A 19,829-nucleotide genomic window follows, 5' to 3' on the forward strand; every position below is an offset into this window, starting at 1 on the left:
GGGGCCCAGTGCGGTGCGGTGGGTTTTCGCGAGAGGGTCACCTGCACACAAGCCGATGCAGCGTGGCGGTGTTTGCTGGTGAATCGGGGCGCTGGGTTCCTGCGTTCGCAGGAACGACGGGTTGCGAGATTTCGATTCCCTGTCTACCCCTCACGTCGTCCCTGTGAAAACAGGGGCCCAGTGCGGTGCGGTGGGTTTTCGCGAGAGGGTCACCTGCACACAAGCCGATGTAGCGTGGCGGTGTTTGCGGGTGGACCGGGGTGCTGGGTTCCTGCTTTCGCAGGAACGACGGGGTTCATAGAACGGGGTCGAACAGCCTTGCGACATGTAGTGCTACGCGCCGGAAATACGACAGGCGGCGGTAGTCGTTCGGGTTGACCTCATCGCTTTCGGCGAAATCCCGTTGCAGCATCGCTTCGACATCGCTCGCCAATGCTTCATCCACATTCAACGACGTGATCTCGAAATTCAGCCGGAAGCTGCGGTTGTCGAGATTCATGCTGCCCACCACGGCCGTATCGTCGTCGATCAGCATCACCTTCTGGTGAATGAAGCCCGGCCGATAGCGGAACATGCGAATGCCAGCCAGCGTGGCCTCATGGGCATACAACGTCGAAGCCATGAACACCGTCTTGTGGTCCGGCCGGATGGGAATGAGCACCCGCACGTCCACACCGCGGAACACGGCGAGGCGCAAGGCACCGAACACCGCCTGGTCAGGCACGAAGTAGGGCGTGGTGATCCACACACGCTTCGTCGCGGCATGAATGGCCTGGGTAAAGAACAGCGAGCAGCTTTCCTGCCGGTCGGCCGGGCCGGTCGCCACGATCATGGTATTCGCACGGCCGCAACGCTCCGGGGGCGGCTGTGACGGCGGTCGCTCGCCGGTTACCCAGTACCAGTCCTCCGCAAAGGCACGTTGCAGGTCGGCCACGGCGGGGCCTTCGATGCGAAGGTGCGTATCGCGCCACGGCGCGAGGGGCGGTTTCTCGCCAAGGTATTCATCGCCGGCATTCAGGCCGCCGACGAAACCGTGCGTGCCATCCACCACCAGCACCTTGCGATGGTTGCGGAAGTTCAGCTGGAAGCGGTTGCGCCAGCGCCGCGTGGCGAAGGGATGCACCTGGATCCCGCCGTTGCGAAGCGTGGCGACGTAGCTGTCCGGCAGGGCATGGCTGCCGATGCCGTCATAGAGCACGCAGATATCGACGCCGGCCGCAGCACGCTCCAGCAGCGCATCGCGAAGCCGGCCGCCGAGACGATCATCGTGGATGATGAAGAACTGCACGAGCACATAGCGCTCGGCTTTGGCGATGGCCGCGAACATCGCAGCAAAGGCCTCTTCGCCATCCACCAGCAGGGTGAGCGCATTGCCCCCATGCATGGCGGTTTTTAGCATCCGGCCGATGGCAACGTAGCGCTCGTCATGTTCGGGCTGGGGATGAGGCAGCAGGGCGGCCTGGGTCTTGTGCGCTTCCTCGTGGAGCATGAAGAACCGCGCCTGGCGCTGGCGGTGCAGGTCCACGTAGCCGCCGAAGTGACTGGCACCCAGGAACAGGTAGGGAATGAGCGTCACGTAAGGCAGCAGGACCAGGCCCAGCACCCAGGCAAAGGCGCCCTGGGCGGTGCGCGTATGCATCACGGCGTGCATGGCGGCAAAGACGCCGCCCACATGAAGGCACAGGGCCGCCACGGCAATCAGGGTGGCGATCATGGCCGACTTCCTTCGATATTCAAGTTTTCGGCAACAATCTTTGTCGCGTACAGGAGTTTTTGCATGCCTGGCCTGGCTGGAGAATGGACACCATTGCTTTCTTCCGAGCCTATCCTATGCACACCCCGTCGTCCCGTCTGCCCTTGTTGGCACTGTCGGTGGCTGCCTTTGCCATCGGCACCACCGAGTTCGTCATCATGGGGCTGCTGCCCGAAGTGGCTGCCGACCTGAAGGTCAGCATCCCCTCGGCCGGCATGCTGGTGTCCGGCTATGCCCTCGGCGTTGCCGTCGGCGCGCCGGTGCTGGCCGCCCTGACCGCGAAGCTGGAGCGCAAGCGTGCCCTGTTGCTGCTGCTCGGCTTGTTCATCCTGGGCAACCTGTTGTGCGCCGTGGCGCCGGGCTACGACGTGCTGATGGTGGCCCGCGTCATCGCGGCCTTCTGTCATGGCTCGTTCTTCGGCATCGGTGCCGTCGTGGCGGCGCATCTGGTGCCGGCAAACCAGCGGGCCCGGGCCATTGCGATGATGTTCGCCGGCCTCACCCTGGCCAACGTGCTGGGCGTGCCGTTCGGTACCTTCCTGGGGCAGTGGGCGGGATGGCGCTCCACGTTCTGGGCGGTGACGGGGCTGGGTATCCTCGCCGCGATCGCCGTGGTCCGTTTCGTGCCGGCGTTGCCGAACCTGAAAGCTCCCGACATGGCGCGGGAACTGCGGGTGTTGCGCGAACCGCAGGCGCTGATCGCCCTGGCGATGACCGTGCTGGGCTTCGGCGGCGTGTTCACGGTGTTCACCTACATCGCGCCCATCCTGCAGGAACAATCGCATATCAGCCCGCAGTGGACGGGCGCCGTGCTGGTGCTGTTCGGCGTGGGCACCACCATCGGCAACATGCTGGGCGGTCGTCTTGCCGACTGGAAGCTGATGCCGTCGCTGATGGGCATCCTCGTGGTGCTGGCCGTGCTGATGGCGGCCTTCGCCTGGACGATGCATTCCACCGTTGCATCCATCGTGACCGTGTTCGTCTGGGGCGTGGCCGCCTTTGCGACCGTGGCACCGCTGCAGTCGCGGGTGGTGCATGTGGCAGGCGACGCGCCGAATCTTGCGTCGACGCTGAATATCGCCGCGTTCAACCTGGGTAACGCGGGCGGTGCATGGCTGGGTGGTGCGGTGATCGGCGCAGGGTATGCGTTGCCGGTGGTAAGCCTCGCCGGTGCGGCCGTCACGGTGGTGGGCTTGCTGGTGACGATGGTCAGTGTGGTGATGGAGCGGCGCAGCGCGGCTGGCATGGTGACAGCGGGTTGTGCCTGAACCCCCAAGACATCGTCACCTTGTAGGAGCGCGCCTTGCGCGCGACCGGTCGATGCGATGCATGGATGATGTTCGTGATAACCGGTCGCGCGCAGGCGCGCTCCTACAACAGCTTGCGATCACATGGGGTTGGGCCGCCCGTCGCTGCGCCGAGCGTAGGGCCGAAGGCGGCCCCGCCCCACGAAGCGATCCGCATCACTTCGCGGGTTTATCCGCCACCAGCATGTTCGCCACCGCCTGCGCCTGCCTGCGGATCTCGGGAATGGCCGTCGACTCCCACAGGGCCCCGCGCAGCAGGCTGCCGATGGCGAAGAGATTGCCGCGTGCCTTGCCATCCGCATCGAGCAGATGACCATCCGGTTTCGCCTTCAGCCCCAGCCCCAGCGGATCGGGCAGCACGAACTTGCCGACCACCAGCTGCTTCATGAGGTGATGCTCGGTACGCAATGTGTCGGTGTTGAGGCCGACCGTCTGCACGACGATGTCGTAAGACTCGGTGAGTTCGTTGCCACCGGGCAGTGATCGCACGACGTTGAGCTCGCCGTCCGGCGACAGCGTGGCCGAACGCATGCGGCCACGCAGGCGCTTCAGACGGTCGGCTTTTTCAAGCTTGACGATGGCGTCGGTGACCTGCGGTGGCATGCGATGGCGTGCGCGCTCCCAGGCCCAGCGTGCATGGCGCAGGAAACGGGCGCGTTCGGTGTCCGGCAGTTCGGCCCACAAGGACTGCGTATGCGGACGCATGCCATCGATGACGGTGCGCCAGTCCACCGTGCGCTCTTCATCGCTGTTCGTGCCGTGTGCATAGCGACCGAGCCCCATGGCCTTGCGTATGCGCTTCGACCAGTTGCGTACATTGGGGTCGTCACGCAGGGTCTCGATCAGGTCACTGCCGTCGTCACCGGGAACCGAAGGGGAATCCAGGTGCGGTTCGGGCAGCTTGCCGTGTCGCGACAGGGCGGTGAAGCGCGCGTTCGGCCACTTCGCCGACAGCTCCAGCAGGACGTCCACGGCCGTGAGGCCAAGACCGATCACCAGCACGCGCAAGGGGCGCTCGTCTTCCGGTGCCGAGGCGAGGTAAGGCCATGGATCGGTGACGTACCGACCGCTGGCCAGGGCGGCCTCGTGCACGCCCGGCAGGGGACGCGGAGGCAGCGAGCCGATGGCCAGCACCGCCGCGTCGGCCTGGGCCTCTTCATCGCCGTAGCCGATAGTGACGCCGTCCTTCGAGGGCACCAGCGAATCGGCCGTGAAGGGCACCACGTTGACGTGATGCTTGAGGCCCGGCGCATTCTTGATGGCCTGCTCGACACGTTCGCGCAGGAAATTGCCGTACAGCTTGCGCGGCAGGAAATCGGAACCCTTGACGCTGGCGTCGTGCGACTGGGCGTATTCGAGGAAGCCACCGGGCTTGCTCACGAACATGCCCATGGAGGCCGCACGCACGTTGAGCAGGTGGCGCTCGGAGGGCGTGCCGTACGCGACACCGCGACCCGCTTCCGGGCCGCCGGCGTACCAATCAAGGTGAAGCGGCTTTGCCGTGCGCCGCTCCAGCAATTCGCTCACCAGCGTCGCCGCTGCTGCGCCACCGCCGATGATGGCGACTTTCTGAAACATGTGTTGGTCCTTCGCCCGTAGGGTGGGGTGGAGGGCCGTGAGACCGTCAGGCCGTCAGGCGTCCCGCGATGATCGACTGCCTCGGTCGTGCGATCCAGTGTCCCGAAGGACCGGGCTGCTCATACGCGAGGTACTGTGCCAGATCGCCACCATACACGTGAAGCGTGAGCGCGGTGTCGTGCCGCGACAGATTGCGGCAGCGATGCGCATGAACTTCCGTGGCATCGAACCATGTTGCATCCCCCGGCCCCAGCCAGGTACGGCCGCTGCTGCGCAGCGCGTGCTCGTCGTCGCCGCGGTCGAAGGACTCTACTTCGAGCGCGCCGGCGATGGTCACCTCAAGGCCCCACAGGCCGCCATGGTCGTGCACCGGCGTGGTGTATCCCGGCGGCCAGGCCATGACGAGCACGCTCACGGGCGGCCGCGACCGCTCGGCGATCATCCAGCGCTCGAAGCCCCGGCGGCGCTCGCGCAGCGCACCGAGCGAGGCCATGGCCTCGCCGTTGCGCGCGTGCAGCACGCGCCCGATCTCGCGGCCCATGCTGGCAAGGTCCGGGTGCTCGGCGTCCGACAGGTCGAACGCGATGTCCCGCAAGGTGGTGATGATGGAAGAACGTTTACCCATGGAAGGGTCCGCCCCGTAAATCGACTGAGCGGAAGTGGAGCATGGGCGCCGTTAAACACTCGTAACCCCCCGTCATGAAAATCGCTTTAAACTTTTCCCTGGCAGGCCGCATCGAAGGGACGAACCGCCCGCAAGCGGCCCCGCTCAACGGAGAGCCCCGCCATGATCATCCTCACTTCGCTCGTTGTCCTCGCTGCCGGTTTCTGGCTGGTCTTCGCCCTCATCGGCGCCGTCCTGAAGCTGTTCTTCGGCATTGTCGGTGGCGTGTTCAGCCTGGTCGGCAGCCTCCTGGGCGCCGTCATCGGTGGCGTGGCGATGCTGCTGGTCGCCCCCGTGGTGGTCCTGGCCCTGCTGCCGGTCCTGTTGCCGGTGGCCTTCCTGGTGCTGCTGGTGTGGGCCATCGCCCGGGCCACCCGCAAGCCGGTCGTGGTGGTGACGTCGACGTCGCACTGACGCCGGCGTTCCTTGGGTCAGAGTTTTCTCAGGTCAAACGTGACGGGGATGCGCGCCCAGGCGCGCACGGCCCTGCCGTTGGCCGTGGCAGGCTGGAAACGCCATGCGGCCAGCACCTGGTCGCGGGCCGTCTTGTCCAGGATCTCGTGACCGCTGCTCTGCTCGATCTCCACCTGTAGCGGCTTGCCGGCCTCGTCCACCAGCACGCGCAGGGTCACCGTGCCTTCCATGCGCCGGCTGATCGCCGCCCTCGGATAGGCCGGGGCGGGGGCCGAGACGTAGGCCAGGTGGGCTTCCACCGGGGCCGCTTCCACGGCCGGCGGGGACTGCACGACCTCGGTCGGTGCCACCATCGGTGCGCTGCCTTCGTCGCTGGCTGTCGGCACCACGGCGGGCGGTGCCACGGTCTGCGGTTTCACGATGTGGGTCGGTGTGTCGTGCTTCACGACGGGTAGCGGTTTCATGTCGATTGGCGGGGGTGGAACAACCTTCGGCTCCACGGGGTGATCGATCAGCCGGATCGAGGGCGTGGGCAGCGGCGCGGTGACGATCTGCGCCACCATGGGTCGCATTACGGCGATGAGGGCGGCGGCGTTGAGGGCGATCGCTGCGCTCATGGCAACGATGCGGACGGTATCCGGGTGAACCCCGGCCAGGGACTGCGGACGAGCGAACGACATGAGCCACCTCCATGCACTGTGGGGGAAGGTGATGCGCGGTCGGGAACACGGCCGGGTGGGGGCCGGCGGGGATCGTGTTCAGGTCCGGTTTCAGATTAGGCCCGGGTCGAAGGTTCTTGCAATAGGGATGTGCGTGGCGATCGGCACAACCGGTTACGTTGTAGGAGCGCGCCTTGCGCGCGACCGGTTTTCGCGATGATCCGGTCGCGCGCGAGGCGCGCTCCTACAGGGAGCTTTCTAGTGCGCCACGAGCATCGGCACGTCGGATTGCATGAAGAGATAGCGCGTGGTGCCGCCCAGCACCATTTCCGAGAGGCGCGAACGCCCCCAGGCGCCCATCACGATCAGGTCGGCACCGTCGCGGTGAGCGATGTCGAGCAGGGCGGGGCCGGGTGACGAAAGCGCAGACTCGTCGAGCCGGCGGACCTCGGCCTTCACACCATGGGTGTCCAGCCAGCCGCAGATATCGGTATCGGGCAGGGCGCAGGTGCCGGTGTCCTCGTCGCGGCTGCCGTCGATCACGGTCACCCGCGCCGCCTTGCGCAGCAAGGGCAGGGACGAACGCACGGCCAGCGCGGATTCGCGGCTGCCGCTCCAGGCCACCAGGACGTGTTCGCCCAGTGTTTCGACTGGTGCATTGTCCGGCACCACGAGCACACCACGGCTGGAGGCGAAGACCGTACGCGATACCACCCCGAAACCGATGGGTGCGTCGCCACGCATGGTGGACGACCGTTCCATCACCACCAGGTCGTAGCCGGCCGAGGCATGGGCCAGCAGGGTGACGGTATCTCCCGTGCCGACCCGCCAGTTGCCTTTCAGACCCTTCGAAGCCAGCAGAGCGGCCCAGTCGTCCCCGATGGCCTTGGCGTCGCTGGTGCGCTGACGCACGGCGTCCAGTTGCATGGGGACGGCCTCGGGCACCGTAAAGGCGGTAGCCGGCAGATCCACCACATGCATGGCGTCCAGCCGGGCGTCGATGCGTGAGGCCATGGCCAGCGCGGCCCGCAGGCCGGAACCCTGGGGCGGAAGACGGGCGATGTGCAGCAGCAGTTCGAGGGTCATGCCCGCATGGAACACCGCCCCGCGGGGCAGGTCAATGGCCGTTCCGTGATGAATGCCGCGGAAGGCCAATTGCGAGCGGTTCTCGTCAAGGGGGCGGCTGGAGTACGCTCGGGGTCCCCACCCAGCGAACCGACAGCCCATGACCCTCGACAGCGCGCGCCCGCGCTACCCCTTCGCCGAAGAAGTCGCCAGCAGCGTGATCCACGGCATCGGCCTGGTCCTGAGCATCGCGGGCCTGGCGGTGCTGGTGGCCTTCGCGGCGATGTACGGCGGCACCCGTGCGGTGGTCGCCAGTTCCGTGTTCGGTACGACATTGATCCTGCTCTACACGGCATCGACGCTGTATCACTCGATTCCGGGCGAGATCCCCAAGCGCGTGCTGCGCACGCTCGACCATATCGCCATTTTCCTGCTTATCGCAGGCACCTATACGCCGTTCACCCTGCTGGCGCTTCCGGGGGCCTGGGGCTGGGGCTTGTTCGCCACGATCTGGACGCTGGCCCTGGTGGGCAGTGCGGCCGAGCTGGGCATGCTCAAGCGCTACCGCAAGGCGGCCGTGGTGATGTACGTGCTGATGGGATGGGTGGCCGTGGTGGCGATCCAGCCGTTACGGCAGAACGTGGAAACGGGCGGACTGGTGCTGCTGTTTGCCGGTGGTGTCGCCTACACGGCGGGCGTGCCGTTCTATGTCGCGAAGAAGCTGCCGTTCGGGCATGCGATCTGGCATTTCTTCGTGCTGGCGGGGAGCGTGCTGCACTACCTGGCGATTCTGCTTTACGTCATTCCTGACGCGCCGTCGCATTGATCCATCGCCGATGCGATCGGCTCCCACCCCTTCGGTAGGCAACGTTGCACTGAACCTTGCGTTGTAGGAGCGCGCCTTGCGCGCGACCGGGTTGTCGCGATAACCGGTCGCGCGCAAGGCGCGCTCCTACAGGGGTTTTGTACGAATCAGCGGTGAGGCTTATTTCTTCTTCAGCTGTTCGGGAATGAAGCGCGTGCGCACCGCTTCGGCCAGCAGATCAGGCGGCAGCAATCCCTGGGCGACGAGGAAATCGTTGAAGGCCTTGCGGTCGAACTTGTCGCCAAGCGCCGTCTGCGTTTCCCCGCGCAGCTGCAGGATGCGCGTATAGCCGTAGAAATACGACGTGGCCTGGCCGGGCGAGTTGAGCGTGTAGCGATCCAGCTCCTGGCGGGCCATTGCTTCCGACAGGCCGACGTCATGCACCAGGATGTCGTGCGCGCGGTCGCGGGTGACCAGGCCCAGGTTGAGCATCGGATCGAGGAAGGCGCGTGCAGCACGCAGCAGGCGGAACTGCAACGCGATGAACTGACCTGCCGGCGGCTCGTACGGCATCATTTCCGCTTCGGAATACAGCGCCCAGCCCTCGACGTTGACGCTGTTGAAGGCGAACAGGCTGCGCGTGAGCGAGACACCCTGTTCCACCATCGCGGCGAACTGCAGTTCGTGGCCCGGGCGACCTTCATGGGCGGTGAGCGTCCACGCGGCGGCCGCAAAAGTGAAGTCGTCGTACATCTGCGAGGCGTCGCCGTTGGCCGGCGGATTGCCTGCCGTCAGCACAAAGGTGCCGCGTTGTCCGGTGTTGTTGATGAAGGGCGGCGGATCCATGTGCGGTGCAGGCGTGCGCGCCGCTTCGGCTTCCGACGCCATGCGCATGGCCAGCTGGCGCTTGGGCAGTTCGACGATGCGCTGCTTGCGGATCACGTCTTCGATCTTGCCGATCACCTCGTGGTACATCGGTTCGACCTGGTCCTTGGGCAGCTGCTTTTTCTTCAGCGCCTTCAGCACGTCGCGATAGTCACCGTCGGGCAGGCCTTCGGCCTTCGCCACCACGGGAGCGAGCGCCTGCAAGGCATAGGTGGTTTCCATGAATTCCAGCTGCGCACGGCCGATCAGGTCGCGCGGCGCGATGTCCAGGCCGACCTGCTCCAGGTTATAGGCGTACAGCGGCTCGGGCAGGCGGAAGTCGGTACGCGAGCGCGGCAGCACCGTCTGCTTCACCCAGGCGTTGTAATCCTTCAGCTGCTTGTCGAGCTTCGCCATCGCCGCGTCGCTGCCAGCGATCTTCTTTTCGACGAAGAGCTTGCGGATGCCGTCGACATAGCGCTGGGTGTTGCCCAGCTTCTGCTCCACATCGGCCTTCACCGGGCCCAGCAGCGCCTTGTCGCCAAGGGCTGCCGTGGTGCGCGTGCGCGCCTGGTCCACGATGGCCGTGCAACCGGGCGTGATGCCCGTGTAGCAGTTGAGGCGGCCCAGCGCAGCCTTGTTCTGCTCCGGCGTACTCTGTGCGTTGAGCAACGAAAACTCACCGCTGAACACGATCTGGCCGACGTCGAACCAGGGCAGCAGGTACTTGTCGTTGAGGTCGATGCCCTTGATGTTGCCGTCGATCTGCTTGACGAGGATCTGCAGGTCTTGCTTGACGTTGGGGTCCTTTTCCTCGGCCAGTCGCGCGGACAGCTTCTGCTTCGCATCCACCAGCGCGGCACGCTGCTGTTTCTCGGCGTCGGCACTGAGGTCGGCAATCTTCTCGTCATAGCCCTTGATGCCGATATCGGTGGCCGATTCCGGGCTGAAGCGTGCCGTGATATCGAGCAGCACCTGTGCGTCGGTATTGCTGCGGGCGATCCAGGCGGGCTGCGCGGGCTCGGCGGCGTGCAGGCTGCCGACCGCGAAGGTCACGGCAGCGGCAAGGGTGAGTCGTCGGAACATGGGTGTCTCCCGGTGAAGTCCGGCGAGACTAGCGGCAGCCGTGGCGCGTCGCCAATGCCCGGAAGTGGGGTGTACATACCGATTGTCAGCCGGGTCTCGTCGCCGAAGCCCTTCCGGGCTCCAGCGACAGACTCTGCGTCCATGCACCTGTTGGTTTCCATGGTCCGCTTATGGGGTGCCTTATCCGCGCAGTGCGTCGATCAGTCGTGAGGCGGCAGCGGAGGAAGACGCCGGGTTCTGGCCCGTGATGAGCACACCATCTGCCACCACGTAAGAGCCCCAGTCGGGGCCTTTCGAATAGTGCCCACCGTTGGCCTTGAGCATGTCTTCCACCAGGAAGGGCACCACGTCGGTGAGGCCTACGCCCGCTTCCTCGGTGTTGGTGAAGCCGGTGACCTTGCGTCCCTCCGCCAGCGGATGACCGTTGGAGGCCTTCACGTGTTTCAACACACCAGGAGCGTGGCACACCAGCGCCGTCGGCTTGCCCGCCTCGACGAACGATTCGATCAGCGCGATGGAATGCCTGTCTTCCGCCAGATCCCACAGCGGACCGTGGCCGCCCGGATAGAACACGGCGTCGAAGCCCGTGGACGAAACGCTGTCCAGGCGAACCGTGGCATTCAACTGGGCATTCGCATCCGGGTCGGCTTCAAAACGGCGGGTCGCGTCCGTCTGGAAGTCAGGCTCGTTGCTTTTGGGATCCAGCGGAGGACGGCCGCCCTTGGGCGAGGCGAGCACCACCGCCACCCCGGCGTCCTTGAACGTGTAGTAAGGCGCGGCCAGTTCTTCGAGCCAGAAGCCGGTCTTGCGGCCGGTCGTGCCCAGTTCGTCGTGCGAGGTCAGAACCATCAGGACTTTCATGTCGTTCTCCCGGTATCAGCTGGTAGATATTAGTAGACCAGTCGGCTAGTGGATTGGCCCTAAAAAAGCACTTCCGCGGAAGTGCGTGTTTCGCCTGGCTGCCCCCGGTCAGGAGGGCAGGTGAAGCATCTGTTTCGTGGTTTTCATGGCCTGCGCGAAGGGCTCCGGGCTGCGGGCGATTTTCGCCATCAGGCTGGTTCCCAGCCATAGCTGGTAGAGACTCTGTGCCACGTCTTCCGGTGCTCCCTCGCACGTCAGGGAACCCTCGGCCATGCCGGCTTCGATGGCGCGGGCCAGGTGTTCGATGATCTTCGAGGTACCGCGTTTCAACGAGGCGCGCATGGGCTCGGAAAGATCCGAGACTTCGGCGCCGAGTTTCACGGCAAGGCATTTGCCTTGGCAATCCAGGAAGGACTGGTTCTCCTGCCAGCCGCGCCAGTAGTTCGCCAGCCGCCCGGCCATGGTGAGCCCCGGCTGGCGGAGCGTTGCATCCATGTCAGCGAGGTAATCCTCGAAATAGTCTTCGAGCAGGGCCTCGCCGAAGGCTTCCTTCGAGGCGAAGTAGTAATAGAACGATCCCTTCGGCACGCCGGCGCTGGTCAGGATCTCGTTGAGACCCACGGCGGAAAACCCACGGGCGCCCATGATCTGCTGGCCTACGGTCAGTATCCGGTCGCGGACGTCAGGGGTATCGGCGGCAGTCGAAGGGCTCATGGGACGTACCTTATCCAGAATTAGACCGGTCGTCTAGTGCCGAATTCTCTATCGGGCATCCGAAGTGGGATGGCCCGGTTCAGGAAAAAAGCAACGCCAGTCCCGCCATGCCGATCATGAGGAAGGAGATCACCACCTTGGCGACAATGCCCAGCAACATGCCGATCCAGGTGCTCACCCCCACGTGAGCCGAGCGCAGGATGCTCTGCCCGGACCACAGCTCGCCCACCATGGCACCGACGAACGGCCCCAGCAGCAGGCCGGGAATGCCGAAAAACATGCCCACCACGGTGCCTGCGCCGGCACCCCACAACGCTCGTGGACTGGCGCCGATCTTCTTCGCGCCCAGTGAGGCCGAGACGAAATCCAGGGCAATGCCCACGGCGGCCACGATGGCGATCGCCACGATCCAGCCCCAGCCCAGGTGGCGATACTCATCCACGGCAGCGGCAAGCCAGATGCCGCCGAAGATCATCGGGATGCCGGGCAGAACAGGCAGGATGGCGCCCGCCACCCCGCCCACGACCAGTGCCGCCGAGAGCAGGTAGAGGGCGATCTCCATCAGCGAAAGGCCTCGCGGTACTCGGGCTTGAGCCACGCGGAAAACGCGTCGCTGGGCACATCCACGGCCTGCGGGCCCGCCGAATACGCCGCCACCTGGTAGGGAGGGAAGATCAGCGTGACACCGTGGGCCTTGTCATCCGGGCCGGTGAGCAGGTTGAACACACGGAAATGGTTCTTGCCCGGCGCAGTGCCTTCGTCGATCTGCCGGCTGTCCGAGGCCAGGGGCTCGTCGTCGTCGTCCAGGGCGCTGATGAGCTGGCGCCGTGCTTCCGTGGCGAACGCGCCTTCGGCGGCGTCCGGATCGGCGAACAGGTCGCGGATCCCCACCACGCGCTGCTCGTCGAGATCGTAGGTGAAGCTGTCTACGATCGGGGCGGGATGAGCGCCACCGGTGAAGGCCGAGCCGTCCACCTGCACGTTGAGGAAGCGGTCGGTGCGCGACGCCACGGCGATATCGAGGTTGAGGTCCCAGGGCAGCTCACGGGCACGCTCCTGCGCGCCCGGCGCATCCAGGCTGGCCATGAAGGCCTTTTTCTGGCGTTCCACGTAATGGTCGAGCGTCGTGCGCAGGCCCGCGGCCCGGGCAGGCAAGTCAGGAAGCTTCACTTCCACGGTATAGAGGCCTTCCCGGCTCGATTGGGTATCCTTGTCGGCACGCGTCTGGGTGGACGGTGGCGTTTCCCCGCCGTTCGTCCGGTCAGCGCCTTCGCGGCAGGCGGCAAGCCCGGCGGTGGCGAAGACCAGCGACAGGATGTGTCGCACCAGCATTTCGGCTTATCTCCCTGCAAGGCCCGCATCTTAGCGTAGCGGCTGCACAGCGGAGAGAGCGTCAACGAATCGAAGGAATAGCGTGTACGACGCGATGACGGAAACCGTCACCCTGCTCAAGGCCGATGAACTGGGCCGTATCGAACGCGTGGAGCGCGGCGGACAGCTGCTCATCCGTCGCGATATCGCCGCCGCGCGCTGGTGGGCCCGCTGGTTCGCGCGCCGCGCGGCTGCGCGTGAAGCCCGTGCGCTGAAGCGGCTCGAGGGCATCGACGGCGTGCCACGCCTCCTGGCCTGGAATGGCCGCGTGCTTGAGCGCAGCTATATGGCCGGCCTGCCGATGCAGCAGGGCCAGCCGCGCGATGCGGCGTATTACCGCGATGCCTTGCGCCTGCTCGCCGTGCTTCACCGTCGCGGCATCGTGCACAACGACCTGGCCAAGGAACCCAACTGGCTCGTGCGCGAAGATGGCTCGCCGGGGCTGGTGGATTTCCAGATCGCCTGGACACGTGGCAGGCGTGGGGCCCTGTTCCGCCTGCTGGCGCGCGAAGACCTCCGCCACCTGCTCAAGCACAAGCGCACCTATGTGGCCGAGCGCCTTTCCACCCGCCAGCGGGCGATCCTTGCGCAGCCCGCACCGCATTCGCGGCTATGGCGGGCAACGGGCAAGCGGCTCTACAAGCTGATCGCGCGAAAGGTGTTCGGGTACTGGGATAACGAAGGCCAGGGCCGCATCCGCCGCTGACATGCCCTTTTTTGTAGGAGCGCGCCTTGCGCGCGACCGGTTGTCGCGAAAACCATCAACGCATTCGCATCACCGGTCGCGCGCAAGGCGCGCTCCTACACGATGCGTTACTTCTCGACGAATGCCCGCTCGATCACGTAATCGCCCGGCTCGCGCGTGCGCGGCGAGGCCTGGAAACCCTCGCCATCAAGCAGTACGCAGATGTCTTCGAGCATCGACGGGCTGCCGCACAGCATCACGCGGTCTTCCGCGGGGTTCAGTTGCGGCAGGCCCGTGGTGCGGGCCATCTCGCCGTCGGCGATGGCGTCGGTGATGCGGCCGCGGTTGCGGAAGTCTTCGCGGGTCACCGTCGGGTAGTAAACGAGCTTCTCGCGCACCACGTCGCCGAGATACTCGTGGTTCGGCAGTTCGTTCTCGATGTATTCGGAATAGGCCAGGTCGTTGACGTGGCGCACGCCGTGGGCAAGCACGATCTTGTCGAAGCGCTCGTAGGTTTCCGGGTCGCGGATGATCGACAGGAACGGCGCCAGGCCCGTGCCGGTGCCGAGCAGGTAGAGGCGCTTGCCCGGCTTCAGGTCGTTGAGCACCAGCGTGCCCGTGGGCTTGCGGCTCACGATGACCGGGTCGCCGGGCTTCAGGTGCTGCAGCCGCGACGTGAGGGGGCCGTCCTGCACCTTGATGCTGAAGAACTCCAGGTGTTCCTCGTAATGCGCGCTGGCGATGGAGTAGGCGCGCATGAGCGGGCGCCCCTCGACTTCCAGGCCGATCATCACGAAGTGGCCGCTTTCGAACCGGAAACCGGGATCGCGGGTGGTGCGGAAGCTGAAGAGCGTGTCGTTCCAGTGGTGCACGTCGATGACGTGCTCGGTCGCCAGTGCCACCATGGTTTGCTTGAACCTCAGATACAAAAGGGACGTGGGCCACCGCGCGACGCGTTGGCCCTGGATTCGGCTGGGGAAGCGGCCTGAAGGCCGCGCTGCCTCGCACGTCGCGCCGCGCCTTCGTAGGTGCGGGCTCAGGGCCATAAGGATACACCAGGGCGTTACCCGGGGCCGGCATCCCGTCTCGCGCTGGTCTAAGATCACCAGCCACCCACTTCAAGGACGGTGCCGCATGACCCGACCCGAATACGCCCCCGGGCAGGCCTGGACCTACCGGACCCGAGGCGACGAGGAAGCCTCCCGCCTGATGATCCGCAAGATCGATATCGAGCCGGAAGACGGCGAGGTGTTCCATGTCTCCCTGAAGGGAGTGAAGCTTCGCAACCACCGGGTGCCCGGCGGTTTCCAGCCTGCGATGCATCATGCGGTGATGAACCGCGCGGCGCTTGATCGGAGCGTAGTGGACATGGTGGGGGAGGCCGATTCCGATGAAGCCTGGATGGATGGCTATGCCGTCTGGCGCCAGGCCTACGACAACGGGGACGCAGGCGTGTTCGACATCCCTGCCGACCAGATTCTCGGCTATATCGAAAAGGTGGTTGCCGCATCTGGCGAGGCCCGCTGATGCGCCGTGTCCTTAGCGTGATGCTGCCCTTTGCGCTTGTCGCCTGCGCGCATGCGCCCCAGGTCACGCAGGTACCTCAACCGTTACGTGACGGGAAGGTCAGTTACGAAGCCCTGCCCGTCGTTGCCGATGGCAGCTACAAGCTCGAAGCCAGCCAGACCTCGTTTGGTGCCCAGTCCATTGCACGCGATCCACCGGCTTACCCGGCGGAACTTGTCGCCAGCAATCTGCCGCCTGTCACCATTCGCGTGAAGGTCATCGTCGATGGGGAAGGCAAGGTTACCGACGTACGCGACCTGGATGCGCCGGCGGACGAACATCACGCAGCCTTCTTCGCGGCATGCCGTCAGGCAACCTTGCACTGGAGCTATACGCCCATGACCATCGTGGATATCCATGAAGAATCGGGTGGCAGGATATCGCAGATACGGCACACGGCGCCTTTCAGCCTGGACTACGCCTTTCATTTCGAGTTGAAGGATGGCGCGCCACTGGTGTCCTCGGATCGGTGAAGTGCATCTCCCCAGCGATCGCGCACCACAGACCATGTGGCGAGTTTGATCGCCGATGCGATCGGCTCCCATCCCGCTGCCAGCACCGTTGCGTTGTAGGAGCGTGCTTGCGCGCGACCGGATGAATCGAAAAGATGAAGGTTTTCGCGTCAACCGGTCGCGCGCAGGCGCGCTCCTACAGGGTAGCGGTAGTCCCCAAGGTGTTCTTGCATGGCCTCCTTCGCCTCCAGGCGACCACGCCACGCGCGCCGGGCGCGAGGCCGAAAGGCGAGCCCACCCTACGAAGCGAAACAAAAAAAGAGCGCCCGGCTCCAGATCGTCCGGTCGGGGAGGGACCGGACGATCGAAGGGGGCGCAAGTCACACAGGGATTCGTGGTTCGCTGGCGATCAGAAGTCGTACGTCACGGCCAGGCGTGCGTAACGCGGGTCCTGCACGTAGAGCGGCACGCGGTAGATCGGGTTCGGGGTGAAGGGGCGATCCTCGCTCGACGGGTAACGGTAGGTGGCGCGCTGCTGGTTCAGCACGTTGAAGACATTGGCCGAGAAGGCCAGTTTCTGGTCGGCCCAGTTCGGCCGGTAGGTCAGGCCGAGGTCGAGCTGGAACGTCCAGGGCAGCCGGCCTTGCGATCCCGGCGGCGACGGCAGCCCGTTGCAGTAGTGATAGGTGCTGCCGTAGGTCTTCGGGTCGCTGTGCGTGGCACCGTAATAGCCCAGGCATACCTCGGGGGCGCCGGAGATCGCCTGGAAGCTGCCGGAGAGCTGCCATTCCGGGGCGAACTGCCAGTAACCGTACGCCTTGAGCTGATGAGTGTGATCGTTGCCGAGCACACCGTTGGAATACTGCATGACGTAGCTGTTGTCCCAGTCCACGCTGCCCGCAGCGCCGGACTGACGCGTATCCGTGCGTGCCTGGCCTTCCGAGTCGCCATAGGAACGCGAGAACAGGTAATCGACCTTGCCGTACCAGACGCCATCGAATGTGTGCTCGAGGAATCCTTCGAGGCTGTAGTAGCGGCGCTTGGCGGACGGAAAGCCCATCTCGTCGCGACTGAGCGGTACGCCGTAGGCCCGGCCGTTGGCGTCGATCAGGGTGAACGTGTTGGCCGAACCGCCGTTGATCAGGTAGCAGCTGTTGCTGCTGCCGATGGTATGGCCCAGCGCCGTGGCCTTGTCCGTCACCAGGCCCACGTCGCAGAAGTCGTCGATCACGCTGCGCAGGATGCGCTGGGTCGCCTTGACGCCGTAGACCCAGTGCTCACCGAACGACTTGTCGAAGCCCAGGATGAATTCGTCCTGGTGTTCCGCTTTCAGGTTCCTGCCGGCGACGGTGCGAGGGTCGGGCGGGATGCCATAGGAGTTGTTGCCCGAGACCACGCCGCTGATCTGGGTGAGGCCGGTCGGTGCGCCTGTCGTGGGATCGATGCCGGAATAGGTGTAGTACTGCTGCGTCGAGGTGTATCCCGCCGCTGCGCCGGTTGCCGGGTTGAGCGGAAGGCCAAGGTAATAACGGCCCGCATTGGCGAATATCTTGAACGAACCATCGCCATTCACGTCCCACGAGGCACCCAGGCGAGGTGCCCACTGCGGTTTGGTCTGCTTGATGAAAGCCTGGCCGAACTGGTTGTAGTCAGTGAACTGGTCGTTGCGCAGGCCGATCGACAGGAGCCACTGGTCGGTGAGCTGCCACTTATCCTCGATGTACTGCGCGCGTTGCCTGGAGCGCACGTTCACGCGGTTGTTCACGATGTTGCGGCTGACGAAGTAGCCGGTCTGACCATTGGGGAACAGGCCGGGCGCCGGCACGAAGTTGCTTCCTGAGGCATCGGAGATCGGCTGGTTGGGGTTATCGGTGTGACCGTAGTCCCAGACATAGCCCGGGCCGGGGCTGGACGTGCCGAAGTCGAGGACGCGCGAGCCTACGTTGTCTATGCCTGCCGAGAGAGTGTGGTCGCCGAGCACGTAGGCGACGTCGAAACGGAAGTTGGTCGACTTGTTGCCACGACCTGGCGCGCTGATGTCGGGTACCTGGCTGTTCTGGATGGCATGGCCACCGTTCAACAGCGGATTCTGCTTGGGCGCATCGTCGACGCGGACCAGGCTGGGGTCGTAGTCGGCCGCCTGGTCGTAGTTCTTGGTGTCCATCTTGCCGTACATGGCGCTGATGGTGAGGTTGTCGGTGATGTAGCCGGTGTACTTGGCGACGTAGAGATCGCCGCCGGTCTTGGTGTCGTTGACATCGCCGATGCGCGAGGTGCGCTCGCGGTTGACGAAGTCATAGCGGTAGCGGGTGCCGGAGCCTTCGCGCTTGTCGCCGGCGCCGGTCAGTTCGAGGATGTTGCTTTCGTTGATGTTCCAGTCGAGCTTGGCGTACCAGCGCGGCGATCGATAATCGTTGGTCGATGCCGGCGTGTTGTTGCCCACGTCGTTGACGTTGCGCCGTCCCTGTTTTTCGAATTCACCGGCAGCGAAGAAGAACAGCTTGTCCTTGATCAGCGGGCCACCGGCATAGGCGCTCACCGTCGTGGTCCAGGCGCGGTTTTCGCTCTTGGGCTGGTAAAGATTGCCCGCAGGCGCAGAGGCTGGCGTGGCGTAGTAATGCAGGTCGGAATAATGCGAGCGTGCAAAGGCCGGCTCCCATAGCACCTGGGCGCCGAAATGCCATTCATTGCTGCCGCGCTTGCCGACCTGGTTAATCACGCCGCCGTCAGAGCGGCCGTACTGCGCGCTGTAGCCGCCGGTATAGACCTCCTGCTGGTCGATGGCGCCGTAAGGCAGCTGCAGGCCGCCGAGTGCGTTGAGCGGATCGGTCGTGTTGAAGCCGTTGACGTAGTAGGCATTCTCGTTGGCGGCCGCACCGCCGAAGCTCGCCACGGAGTGACCCGTGTCGCTCTGGAAGTTCGCGCCATTGTTCACCACACCCGGGGCCAGCCGGGCAATCGCTTCGGCGTTGCGCCCGAGCGGCAGCCTGGCGAGCTGCTGGGAGGTGATGACGGTGCGCGAATCGACGGACGTGACGTCGATACTGGGCAGGGCGGTGCCTGTCACCGTGACGCCGGTGAGGCTGGTGGCATCGCCTGCCGTAGCGGTTGGGGTGGGTGCGGCGAAGGAGACATCGGTGCTCGCGCCGACGCGCAAGGCAACATCCTTGCGCGTATCCACCGTCGTGCCGTCACGGACCAGGCTCACGGTGTAGGTGCCCAGGGGAAGCTGCGATACCGCATAACGACCACGAGCATCGACGGCAATCTCGCGGCGGAAACCGCTTCCACTCTCGATGACGATGCTCTGGTTGCCGCCGGCCGGGACGCTGCCGTTGATACCGCCGGTGGTGGACTGGGCCTGGACGGCGCTCACGCCGGCCAGGCAGGTACAGATGGCGAGCGCGAGCGCGCTCTTCCGCGAAAAGTTCGGTTTGTTCATGTGCTCCCCAGGAATGTCGGTGCCGCCAAGTGACTCAAGCGGTGACACGCGACGAAGCCCTCGCCCATCCCCGGCGAAGCCCCCGTCCCTCGTCGTTCGTCACCGGCCTATTTGCCTCGATCCAAATAGACCCTGCGAACGATTTACATGAGCGCTCCGACGATGTCCAGACCTCAGGAGCGGCGACGATATGGACGTCCAATTGAAAGTTGCCGATGGCGCGATGCAGCAGAAAACCGCGTAAGTAGAGGTATTTCCGTATGTTGATGACCACCGGTCGCCTGGCGAATCCAGGGAAATCAGGGGCACGATGGCAGGCTTTTCACCGATGCCGCCGAAGTGTATTGGGATGCTGTTTTTGTGACGTGGTTTGGATCGAGGCAAGTCTCGTGCCATATCCATGCTTCCTTGTTCGCGCAAAGAAGGCTTCGACATGTTTTGACGGGATAAAGGGCCGTATATCGCGCTGCGACGACACGCCGCAATCCTGAACAGGACGGTGATTTCCATTGGGAAACCGCGTCTTAGCCGAAATTACCGCTA

At 64.9% G+C, this 19,829-nt stretch carries 18 protein-coding genes; 6 read left to right on the forward strand and 12 right to left on the reverse strand.

What is annotated here, in order from left to right; genetic code table 11:
• Positions 1-295: 295 nt before the first annotated feature.
• Positions 296-1,714 (reverse strand): cardiolipin synthase, encoded by a 1,419-nt coding sequence (cls, locus tag HBF25_RS19045; RefSeq protein ID WP_166951414.1) that lies wholly within the window; start codon positions 1,712-1,714, stop codon positions 296-298.
• A 116-nt stretch (positions 1,715-1,830) separates the two neighbouring features.
• Between cls and HBF25_RS19050 the strand changes: the two genes are divergently transcribed.
• Positions 1,831-3,021: an MFS transporter gene (locus tag HBF25_RS19050; protein ID WP_166951418.1), complete on the forward strand. Its 1,191-nt coding sequence runs from the start codon at positions 1,831-1,833 to the stop codon at positions 3,019-3,021.
• Between the two features lie 195 nt (positions 3,022-3,216).
• On the opposite strand, the gene HBF25_RS19055 is transcribed toward HBF25_RS19050, so the two are convergent.
• Together HBF25_RS19055 and HBF25_RS19060 are read right to left on the reverse strand one after the other, a co-directional pair.
• Positions 3,217-4,638, reverse strand: coding sequence for an FAD/NAD(P)-binding protein (locus tag HBF25_RS19055; protein ID WP_166951421.1), 1,422 nt, complete (start codon positions 4,636-4,638; stop codon positions 3,217-3,219).
• Positions 4,639-4,684: 46 nt separating this feature from the next.
• Positions 4,685-5,263, reverse strand: coding sequence for a cysteine dioxygenase (locus HBF25_RS19060; RefSeq protein WP_166951424.1), 579 nt, complete (start codon positions 5,261-5,263; stop codon positions 4,685-4,687).
• Positions 5,264-5,425: 162 nt separating this feature from the next.
• Here HBF25_RS19060 and HBF25_RS19065 point away from each other — a divergent pair, with 162 nt between their 5' ends.
• On the forward strand, positions 5,426-5,716 hold the full coding sequence (locus HBF25_RS19065) for a hypothetical protein (RefSeq protein WP_166951427.1): 291 nt from the start codon (positions 5,426-5,428) through the stop codon (positions 5,714-5,716).
• Positions 5,717-5,733: 17 nt separating this feature from the next.
• On the opposite strand, the gene HBF25_RS19070 is transcribed toward HBF25_RS19065, so the two are convergent.
• Positions 5,734-6,396, reverse strand: coding sequence for an energy transducer TonB (locus HBF25_RS19070; protein WP_166951430.1), 663 nt, complete (start codon positions 6,394-6,396; stop codon positions 5,734-5,736).
• Positions 6,397-6,633: 237 nt separating this feature from the next.
• On the reverse strand, positions 6,634-7,461 hold the full coding sequence (locus HBF25_RS19075) for a universal stress protein (RefSeq protein WP_166951433.1): 828 nt from the start codon (positions 7,459-7,461) through the stop codon (positions 6,634-6,636).
• A gap of 139 nt (positions 7,462-7,600) precedes the next feature.
• Here HBF25_RS19075 and trhA point away from each other — a divergent pair, with 139 nt between their 5' ends.
• Positions 7,601-8,266, forward strand: coding sequence for a PAQR family membrane homeostasis protein TrhA (gene trhA / locus HBF25_RS19080; protein WP_166951435.1), 666 nt, complete (start codon positions 7,601-7,603; stop codon positions 8,264-8,266).
• A gap of 159 nt (positions 8,267-8,425) precedes the next feature.
• Here the strand turns inward: trhA and HBF25_RS19085 are convergent, their stop codons facing one another.
• The 5 genes from HBF25_RS19085 to HBF25_RS19105 all read right to left on the reverse strand — a co-directional run bounded on the left by HBF25_RS19085 (position 8,426) and on the right by HBF25_RS19105 (position 13,102).
• Complete coding sequence (locus HBF25_RS19085) at positions 8,426-10,195, reverse strand: DUF885 domain-containing protein (RefSeq protein ID WP_166951437.1); 1,770 nt, start codon at positions 10,193-10,195, stop codon at positions 8,426-8,428.
• A 180-nt stretch (positions 10,196-10,375) separates the two neighbouring features.
• Positions 10,376-11,056, reverse strand: a complete 681-nt coding sequence (locus HBF25_RS19090; RefSeq protein WP_166951440.1) for a type 1 glutamine amidotransferase domain-containing protein — start codon at positions 11,054-11,056, stop codon at positions 10,376-10,378.
• A gap of 108 nt (positions 11,057-11,164) precedes the next feature.
• On the reverse strand, positions 11,165-11,770 hold the full coding sequence (locus tag HBF25_RS19095; protein ID WP_166951442.1) for a TetR/AcrR family transcriptional regulator: 606 nt from the start codon (positions 11,768-11,770) through the stop codon (positions 11,165-11,167).
• Positions 11,771-11,849: 79 nt separating this feature from the next.
• Positions 11,850-12,332 carry a DUF456 domain-containing protein gene (locus HBF25_RS19100; protein WP_166951444.1) on the reverse strand — a complete coding sequence of 161 codons (483 nt, stop codon included), beginning with the start codon at positions 12,330-12,332 and terminating at the stop codon, positions 11,850-11,852.
• Positions 12,332-13,102 carry a DUF3298 and DUF4163 domain-containing protein gene (locus HBF25_RS19105; RefSeq protein WP_166951447.1) on the reverse strand — a complete coding sequence of 257 codons (771 nt, stop codon included), beginning with the start codon at positions 13,100-13,102 and terminating at the stop codon, positions 12,332-12,334. Before HBF25_RS19105 ends, HBF25_RS19100 begins: the two co-directional genes overlap by 1 nt.
• Positions 13,103-13,196: 94 nt before the next feature.
• Between HBF25_RS19105 and HBF25_RS19110 the strand changes: the two genes are divergently transcribed.
• Positions 13,197-13,847, forward strand: coding sequence for an RIO1 family regulatory kinase/ATPase domain-containing protein (locus HBF25_RS19110; RefSeq protein WP_166951772.1), 651 nt, complete (start codon positions 13,197-13,199; stop codon positions 13,845-13,847).
• A gap of 107 nt (positions 13,848-13,954) precedes the next feature.
• Here HBF25_RS19110 and HBF25_RS19115 read toward each other — a convergent pair whose 3' ends face one another.
• Entirely contained in the window at positions 13,955-14,731 is a 777-nt protein-coding gene (locus HBF25_RS19115; protein WP_166951450.1) for a ferredoxin--NADP reductase, read from the reverse strand.
• Between the two features lie 229 nt (positions 14,732-14,960).
• On the opposite strand from HBF25_RS19115, the gene HBF25_RS19120 reads away from it, so the two are divergent.
• Positions 14,961-15,353, forward strand: coding sequence for a hypothetical protein (locus tag HBF25_RS19120; protein WP_166951451.1), 393 nt, complete (start codon positions 14,961-14,963; stop codon positions 15,351-15,353).
• Positions 15,353-15,865, forward strand: a complete 513-nt coding sequence (locus HBF25_RS19125) for a hypothetical protein (RefSeq protein ID WP_166951454.1) — start codon at positions 15,353-15,355, stop codon at positions 15,863-15,865. Before HBF25_RS19120 ends, HBF25_RS19125 begins: the two co-directional genes overlap by 1 nt.
• A 388-nt stretch (positions 15,866-16,253) precedes the next feature.
• Here the strand turns inward: HBF25_RS19125 and HBF25_RS19130 are convergent, their stop codons facing one another.
• Positions 16,254-19,286 (reverse strand): TonB-dependent receptor, encoded by a 3,033-nt coding sequence (locus HBF25_RS19130; protein ID WP_166951455.1) that lies wholly within the window; start codon positions 19,284-19,286, stop codon positions 16,254-16,256.
• Positions 19,287-19,829 lie beyond the last annotated feature (543 nt).

The organism is Luteibacter anthropi, assembly GCF_011759365.1.
Taxonomy (GTDB): Bacteria; Pseudomonadota; Gammaproteobacteria; order Xanthomonadales; family Rhodanobacteraceae; genus Luteibacter; species Luteibacter anthropi.